Raw genomic sequence first — 7,460 nt, 5'->3', positions numbered from 1 at the left:
CCCCCCCGTCTTGTCTCGCTGTCTTGACCCAAAGCCATGGGTCGGGAACCTCCGCGTGATTTGGGTCGCTAAACCGTCGGAGAATAAAGGCGTGCGCGAGCCGCTAGCCCCCCTTAAAAAGGGCTACGGTGTATACACAAGTCTGTCGGACTTCGTTTTGAGATCTGAATCCCCCCTAACCCCCCTTGAAAAGGGGGGAAAAAGATCCGGAAGTCCCCCTTTTTAAGGGGGATTTAGGGGGATTCACACCAATTTCGCTTTTCACCAAAGATGTGTATACACGGTAGCTTAAAAAGGGGGGATTCAGGTCTACGATCGTAACAAATAAAACTTTTCAAACAGCCTCTTAGAGATTGGCTCAAAGCTAGACGCCAACTGGAGATTTACTTTCGAGATCGGGGCGAGCACCGTTTGTAGCCAGAGCTTCGCCTTCGATAAACGAGCGCAACATCCAAGCCATTTCTTCATGCTGCTCAATGATGCCAGTCAAGAAGTCTGCCGTACCTTCATCGTGATAGCTTTCGCTGCAACTGTCGATATGTTCGCGCAAGTTACGGACGATTTGCTCGTGATCTTTAACCAGTGCCGATACCATGCCGGTGGCCATTGGGATATTTCCCGGCTCTTCGGCCAAAGTACCAAATTCTAAGAAACCTTTCATCGTGCCGATCGGATAACCACCCAAGGCGCGGATGCGTTCAGCGATCGCATCGATGTTGGCAGAAATAGCTACATATTGTTTATCCCAAAGTTCGTGGAGCGAGATAAACTGGGGGCCGACTACGTCCCAATGAAATTTTTTAGTCTTAACTACCAGCAGATAGGAATCTGCCAAGTCATGATTGAGTAAATCGATGACACCTTGACGCTGTTCGTCGCTCAAGCCAATATTAATCGGACGCATCTTTATATTCTCCTAGAATGTTTGTTTAGTTAGTTCGGAATGTACCGTTCGCGGTACGATAGCAGATTTTTTGAGAATAGCGTACGAGTTTCAATCCGCGATCCTCGGCTATGCCTTGCAATTAATTTACAAAATATAGCCAAGCTCTAACAACTATTTGCCAAAGAAGTTTTTTACCTTTTCAGCGATATTGTCGCCATTATCTCTAGCACGGTCTTGGTTCTCAGTAGGCGATTTTGGCGTATAATTCATGCCATCATTAACCTTATCCTTAGCTTCCTGTGGCCGATCTTGGATTGGCGTTTTCGCATAGTCGATCTCCGCCTTAGCCGCATCTCTAGCTTGGCCGAGTTTATCGCTGAGGCGAGCGGGAGCGCGGTCGTTGTCTGTGGCTAGAAGTGGAGCGGCAACTGCTATATTGCCACCGAAAACGATCCCTGGCCAGATTAGAGTAAGTACCAATAACCCACCAATGATTTTGGTAAGTTGGTGTTGGATTCGATCGACTAAATTGTCGATATTGAATTTCATGGTATTAAATTTATCTGTAGGTTTCACCTTCTTTGTTATACTCCACATCACCCGATCGCCAAATCGATCGATAGACAGATTTATTGCTTTAAATCGCCAAAAAAATCTCTGTCGATCGACAGAGAGATAGAGATTCGAGGATTAAATCGATCGGTGAATTTAGGTGTTAATTATTTATTCTTCACGCTGCCGTTGACGGACATAACTAGCGATGCCGCGCTGCGAATGTTTGATAAAATCGCAAATTTCGCGGACTAACTCCGTATCGAATTCCGCCTCTAGTTTTGCTAAAGCTTCGGGAATGAGTAGATTTGATTGATAAAGAATTTTGAAAGCACGTTTGAGCGTCAGCCTGTCGGCTGCTGTCAATCCCGCGCGGCGCAAGCCGACGGTATTTAGACCCATCACTTTGTTAAGCGTGGTGCTACGCGTCATGCAAAACGGAGGAATATCTTTTTGAGCGGCAGAACCGCCAGCCATCATCACCAATCTGCCAATCCTGACGAATTGATGTACCAAACAATTGCCACTGATAAAAGCTCGATCGCCAACTTCGACATATCCCGCCAGGAGGGCACCATTGGCGACGATAATATCATTACCGAGCCGGACGTTGTGTGCGAGGTGACTATAGGCCATCAGGAGGCAATTATTACCGACGATCGTTGCCGTCCCCGCCTTGGTACCGCGATGGATCGTTACACCTTCGCGAATGCTGCAATTGTCGCCAATTTGGACGTAACTCGGCTCGTCTTTGAATGCTAAATCTTGCGGTAAGTCGCCAATGACGACATTACTATGCAGGTGACAATTTTGCCCGATCGAGGTGTACGGGAGCAAAGTGACATGGGCATCGAGAATGCAATTATCCCCAATTTCGACATCGTGTCGAATGTAGCAAAATGGGCCGATCGTGACATTCTGGCCAATTTTAGCCCCAGGTTCGATCGCGGCGGTGGGATGGATCTGCATAGACGGGGAACATAGAGCTAATTGCCGCACATATTATACCCGACTGGCGCACCTCGATCGGCGCACCTTACTCAAAGTCGCGATTGCGTTGCATCTGTTTGGAAGCTCGATAGGCATCTGCCATCCGCCCAAAGTTGATTTTAAATTCCGTCCATCCCAAGAGACTACCGTTGGCATCTGCTTCCTCGTCCCAACAGGCCGAGAGGATTCCATAGGTCAATCCCAACACACTCAATCCCAAACACGCCATACTCGTCAGCAAGACGACGGTATTGGGAACTTTGAAAAAGTGGTTGGCAATAATCCAATAACTGACCAAAAAGATCCCCATCCCTGTGATGACAGGAATGCCACAAAATACCAGCACCCGCCGAATCATCCGTTTGCTCACCACATCGGGAATGTAACCAGAACCCTGCTCCGCCATTGCTGGCGTGGCAGTCTGGGGTTTGACGATCGGTGTCCCTTTTTTGGCTGCGGGTTTGCGCTGCTTGTTGGGACGTGGTTCAAACGGGACAGATGGGCGGGAGTTGTCCTCAGGCATAAGGCTTGTTTGGCTTTGAGCTTGGTGATGAGCGGGAGGAGAGCGTAGAGAATTTTTTAGTCGCTAGCCACGATCGACTAGTGACAATTGGCAGACTAGTCTTTGACGCGGCGGATTCCGAGCTTGTCGGCGAGATTTTGGTAGCGTTGGACGCTGTCAACCTGGATGAATGCCAGCAAGCGTTTGCGTTGACCGATCGTGTTCAACAAGCCGCGACGGTAAACACGATCGCTGTTGTTGGTTTTGAGGTGTTCGCTACTACTAGTCTTTGACGCGGCGGATTCCGAGCTTGTCGGCGAGATTTTGGTAGCGTTGGACGCTGTCAACCTGGATGAAGGCGAGCAAGCGTTTGCGTTGACCGATCATTTTTAACAAGCCGCGACGGGAAGCGTGGTCGCTTTTGTTGGTTTTGAGGTGTTCGCTAAGGCGATTGATTTTTTCAGTCAGCAGGGCGACTTGGAGGTCGGAAGACCCTGTATCGGTTGCGTGCAACTGATACTGTGACACGATCTCTTGCTTGCGTTCTTGTGTTAAAGCCATGAATACTGAAAATTATAGTTAAATTTTGCAACTTACTATCTTAGCATTTCCTCTTGGATTTGACTATCCCAGCCGCAACGATCGATCCCGCATCATCTGAGCCAGTTTGCGGCACTTATGTCAGCGTGCCGATCGCCAGCCGATTTCCCCACACTCCCCATCGCCGATTAAAATGAGGATAGTAGGTCAAACGTAAGAGAAAATATGTCAACATTGGCGGCGATCGGCGTTTTAGCATTATTAATATTTGTCCACGAGCTGGGACACTTTTTGGCAGCCAGATTGCAGGGGATTTATGCCAATAAATTCTCGCTCGGATTTGGGCCAGTATTATTGAAATATCAAGGCAAACAGACCGAGTACGCCCTGCGCGCTCTGCCGCTTGGTGGTTTCGTCGGCTTCCCCGATGACGATCCCGATAGCGACATTCCGCCCACCGATCCCAATTTACTGCGCAACCGCCCCGTGCTCGATCGGGCGATCGTCATTAGTGCGGGCGTGATTGCCAACCTGATTTTTGCTTACTTTTTATTGGTCGTCCAAGTCAGCGTCACGGGATTTCAACAAATTAATTATCATCCTGGGGTCGCGATCGCAGGTATTGCTGACAATCTGAGTACGGCAGCAGGCAAAGCCGGACTCGTAGCCAAGGATATTGTTGTCGCCGTAGACAAACAGCCATTGGGTGAGGGCAAACCCGCGATCGTCAAGCTGATGGCCGAAATTCAGGATCATCCCCAAATCCCCATCACTTTTGCCGTCCAACGCGGTGCCACCACGATCGATATTCGCGTCACCCCCGATGCCAATGCTGAAGGCAAAGGCCAAATCGGCGTTAAACTCGCACCAAATGCCGATATCATTATCGAGCGATCTGTCAGCCCGATCGACGCGCTAGTTAAAGGCGCGAATGAATTCGAGCGAGTGGTGGTGCTGACTTTTCAAGGATTGTCGCAATTAGTCACTAACTTTGGCGATACGGCTACCCAAATCGCTGGGCCGATCAAAATTGTCGAAATCGGCTCGAATATCGCCTCGACAAATAGTGCTGGATTGCTGCAATTTGGCGCACTGATCAGCATCAATTTGGCCGTAATGAATATTTTGCCCCTACCAGCCTTGGATGGCGGTCAGTTAGCCTTTTTATTGTTTGAAGGCGTACTGGGCAAACCACTACCGATGAAATTGCAAGAAACTGTCATGCAGACGGGTTTGTTTTTACTGCTAGGATTAGGTGTATTTCTAATCATTCGCGATACAGCTAATCTGTCCAGCGTGCAGCAATTCTTTAAGTAGCTGCGGTGAAGGGAGATCTGCATGGGCAATTTCGAGTGGTAGCCGCGTCAAGCTGACTTTGTGCTTGTAGCTCCTGTCGATCGAACGCTAGCTGCGATGGGGAGGTTGTGTCGAAAGCGATCTTTAGAACATCACCACAATCGCTCCATCTCAAGCTAGATCTATGGCAAAAAATACTTCCGATCCAGTTGGTACCTTAAGTATTGGTAACGTCATTACCACCAGTACGACCCTCTACAAATCTAACTTCAAACGTTATTTGCTGGTATCCCTACGCGCGATCGCCTGGATCTTCGCCTTGGGAGCAGCTTCATTCGGATTAGTCGCACTCGGTGGCAGGCTTTACGATGTCACGAAATCGGAGGTGGTGAAGATTCCGGTGGGGTTGGGCACGCTCGCGGTCGTGCTTTACTTCATGGCTAAATACGCTACCGATCGGGCGACGATCTGCCGATTAGCCTACCAAGAACTGATCGATGCACCAGAAACGCTTGCTGATGCCACTAGACATTTACTGCCGCGTACCTGGGCATTTTTGCGGCTGAACTTGTTGTTGATTTTGTGTCTGTTCTTGGTAAGTCTGATTGCCGGTGTCGTGTTGCTGGCATTCATTTTTCTGGTGGTAGCAGCACTTCTTTATGTTTTCAAGCTATCCCCCACTGATACCGCCGTTGCGTTCGTCATTGGGTTGTTGACGATCGGCTTATTCGTGGTGTGGATAGCCATTATCTTCCGCTACTATGCTTATTGGTTCGTAGCCGAATTACCCTTAGCCGTCGAGTCTACGACTTCCGCAAATTTTAGCATTCGTCGCAGTCGCCAATTGACTGGTCGTGCGGTCGGCAATGTCCTGCTAATTATGACGATCGCGTTCTTAATCGTGGCACCGCTGAATACTGTCAGTAGTATCCCGAGCTTTCTGGGTTCAATGATGACCAATCCGATTCTATCGAGCGATGCCTCAACCCAATTTATCGGCGGAATCTTAACTATCGTAGGCACGGTCTTGACGCTGGCGATCGAGTTATTACTGATGCCATTTTGGCAGATAATTAAAGCGATCGTCTATTTTGACTTACGCAATCGGCGCGAAGGCAACGACTTAGTTATCTAGGTTCGGTGGCGATCGAATATTCAGCAACTCAGACTAACAACACTAGCACCAGTGTTTCGTCCATCGCGATCGCCAATCCTCAACCATATGAAATTCTTAAATCGGGTCAAAGCGAAAACACCAGAAAGTGTCGAGTTAGAATTTATTTTGGCTGGCATCGGCAATCGTACTCAGGCATTAATTATTGATTATGTCATTTGGGGCTTGGCACTGTTGTTCGTGTTGTTAGCGTGGGCATTTCTATTTTCCCAAGTCCCGTGGCTGCGAACCGATCCGATCCGGCAATGGTTGACAGCAATTCAAATCTTGATTTTGTTTAGCGTTTATATTGGCTATTTCGTATTATTTGAAACCTGGTGGCGCGGTCAAACTCCTGGCAAAAGATACGTGAAAATTCGCGTAATTCGCGATGACGGTCGCAACGTTGGTATCCAACAATCAATTATTCGATCGCTGCTACGACCGATCGACGATCTCTTCTTTTTGGGGTTAATATCGATCTTATTTACATCCCAAGAAAAACGCCTCGGCGATTGGGTCGCAGGGACGATCTCGATCCAAGAAGGACAAGCCGTAAGCGCGAACAAGATTGCGATTTCACCAGCAGCAACCGATCTTGCCGAGCGATTAATCGCCACCGGACGGATTGCATCGCTAACGCCCGATGAATTTGCCACGATTCGTAAATATCTCTACCGCTATCCCAATCTGACACCAGCCGCCAAAATACAAGTCAGCGATCGATTGGCACAGCAATTATTAACGCGACTCGAACTTACAGATCGATTACCCACTACCGACGCGCATCTGACAATCGAAGCAATTTTCCTCGCTTATCAGCAGCAATTTCGCAGCTAGTAGAGCGGTTATTTAAATTAGCATTTTACTAAATTTATCGGCTCTAAATTTATGCAAACCATCGAATCAAATCTGGCACCAGTCACCTATCAAGGTCAGTTTGGGGAGTTTACAATTACCACAGCCGATCGTCAAGGAGTAGTAATTTATCGCACTGCCTTAATGGTGGCAGCGATAAGTTTTGGGATCGGAACGATTGCCGTATTAGGCGGTGCGGAGTCGATCGATCGAGTAACTCTATTGAATTTACTGACATTGTTAGCGACGACCTTTGCAGTTGCTTTAGGAATCGCGCTGGCAAATATTCATATTTACATGGTGTTTTTGCATCGAACATTGCAAATATTTTGGGCGATCGGTTGTGCGAGTGCGATCGCTTTTTCGCTCTATTATCGGCAACCGATTGGCGCGATTGTTTACCAGACGATTACATTCCACGCTTGAAATTATTCCCTTACCCCAAGACGAGGTACTTCCAGCCTTACGCAAACATCAGGCCCATCTGGCTGCCGTTCCCTTACGTCTTGAGAAAAATCCTGCAACGCTACAATTTGGCCCCAGTTATCAGAGCGTGCGCGAATTAGTAGTTTGCAATGACGGCATTTCCCCCATAAAAAGTCTTGCTGATCTATCCACTATTGGTTTAGCAACTATTGCAGGGTCGGCGCAAGAAGGGGCGTTGCGCGAGTCACAAAAAAATT

General features: G+C 48.2%; 11 protein-coding genes and 1 pseudogene. 6 read left to right on the top strand and 6 right to left on the bottom strand.

The annotated features are described in order from the left end of the window. Positions 1-364: 364 nt before the first annotated feature. The 6 genes from RMO84_RS16920 to rpsO form a co-directional block, all read right to left on the bottom strand. Positions 365-904, bottom strand: coding sequence for a Dps family protein (locus tag RMO84_RS16920; protein ID WP_310489605.1), 540 nt, complete (start codon positions 902-904; stop codon positions 365-367). 153 nt (positions 905-1,057) lie between these two features. Further along, a complete protein-coding gene (locus tag RMO84_RS16915; RefSeq protein WP_310489604.1) occupies positions 1,058-1,435 on the bottom strand; it encodes a hypothetical protein in 378 nt (125 codons plus the stop codon). Between the two features lie 174 nt (positions 1,436-1,609). Next, the gene (gene lpxA / locus RMO84_RS16910) at positions 1,610-2,407 is read right to left on the bottom strand and encodes an acyl-ACP--UDP-N-acetylglucosamine O-acyltransferase (protein ID WP_310489603.1); all 798 of its coding nucleotides are present in this window, start codon (positions 2,405-2,407) and stop codon (positions 1,610-1,612) included. Positions 2,408-2,474: 67 nt separating this feature from the next. Continuing rightward, the gene (locus tag RMO84_RS16905) at positions 2,475-2,951 is read right to left on the bottom strand and encodes a PAM68 family protein (protein ID WP_310489602.1); all 477 of its coding nucleotides are present in this window, start codon (positions 2,949-2,951) and stop codon (positions 2,475-2,477) included. 95 nt (positions 2,952-3,046) lie between these two features. After that, positions 3,047-3,157 carry a hypothetical protein gene (locus tag RMO84_RS16900; RefSeq protein WP_396135887.1) on the bottom strand — a complete coding sequence of 37 codons (111 nt, stop codon included), beginning with the start codon at positions 3,155-3,157 and terminating at the stop codon, positions 3,047-3,049. 55 nt (positions 3,158-3,212) lie between these two features. Further along, positions 3,213-3,491 carry a 30S ribosomal protein S15 gene (gene rpsO / locus RMO84_RS16895; protein WP_310489601.1) on the bottom strand — a complete coding sequence of 93 codons (279 nt, stop codon included), beginning with the start codon at positions 3,489-3,491 and terminating at the stop codon, positions 3,213-3,215. A 53-nt stretch (positions 3,492-3,544) separates the two neighbouring features. On the opposite strand from rpsO, the gene RMO84_RS16890 reads away from it, so the two are divergent. The 6 genes and pseudogenes from RMO84_RS16890 to RMO84_RS16865 form a co-directional block, all read left to right on the top strand. Then, positions 3,545-3,667, top strand: coding sequence for a hypothetical protein (locus tag RMO84_RS16890; protein WP_310489600.1), 123 nt, complete (start codon positions 3,545-3,547; stop codon positions 3,665-3,667). 28 nt (positions 3,668-3,695) lie between these two features. Next, positions 3,696-4,787 carry an RIP metalloprotease RseP gene (gene rseP / locus RMO84_RS16885; RefSeq protein WP_310489599.1) on the top strand — a complete coding sequence of 364 codons (1,092 nt, stop codon included), beginning with the start codon at positions 3,696-3,698 and terminating at the stop codon, positions 4,785-4,787. Positions 4,788-4,950: 163 nt separating this feature from the next. Next, a complete protein-coding gene (locus RMO84_RS16880) occupies positions 4,951-5,901 on the top strand; it encodes a hypothetical protein (protein WP_310489598.1) in 951 nt (316 codons plus the stop codon). 87 nt (positions 5,902-5,988) lie between these two features. Beyond that, complete coding sequence (locus RMO84_RS16875) at positions 5,989-6,759, top strand: RDD family protein (protein WP_310489597.1); 771 nt, start codon at positions 5,989-5,991, stop codon at positions 6,757-6,759. A gap of 51 nt (positions 6,760-6,810) precedes the next feature. Next, positions 6,811-7,203 (top strand): DUF2301 domain-containing membrane protein, encoded by a 393-nt coding sequence (locus tag RMO84_RS16870; protein ID WP_310489596.1) that lies wholly within the window; start codon positions 6,811-6,813, stop codon positions 7,201-7,203. Next, positions 7,163-7,460 (top strand): annotated as a pseudogene (locus RMO84_RS16865) (hypothetical protein); the annotation flags it as partial. The gene RMO84_RS16870 and the pseudogene RMO84_RS16865, both read left to right, overlap by 41 nt.

The sequence above is a fragment of the Chamaesiphon sp. VAR_69_metabat_338 genome, assembly GCF_031423935.1.
Taxonomy (GTDB): domain Bacteria; phylum Cyanobacteriota; class Cyanobacteriia; order Cyanobacteriales; family Chamaesiphonaceae; genus Chamaesiphon.
This window is presented reverse-complemented; position numbering and strand designations above follow the sequence as displayed.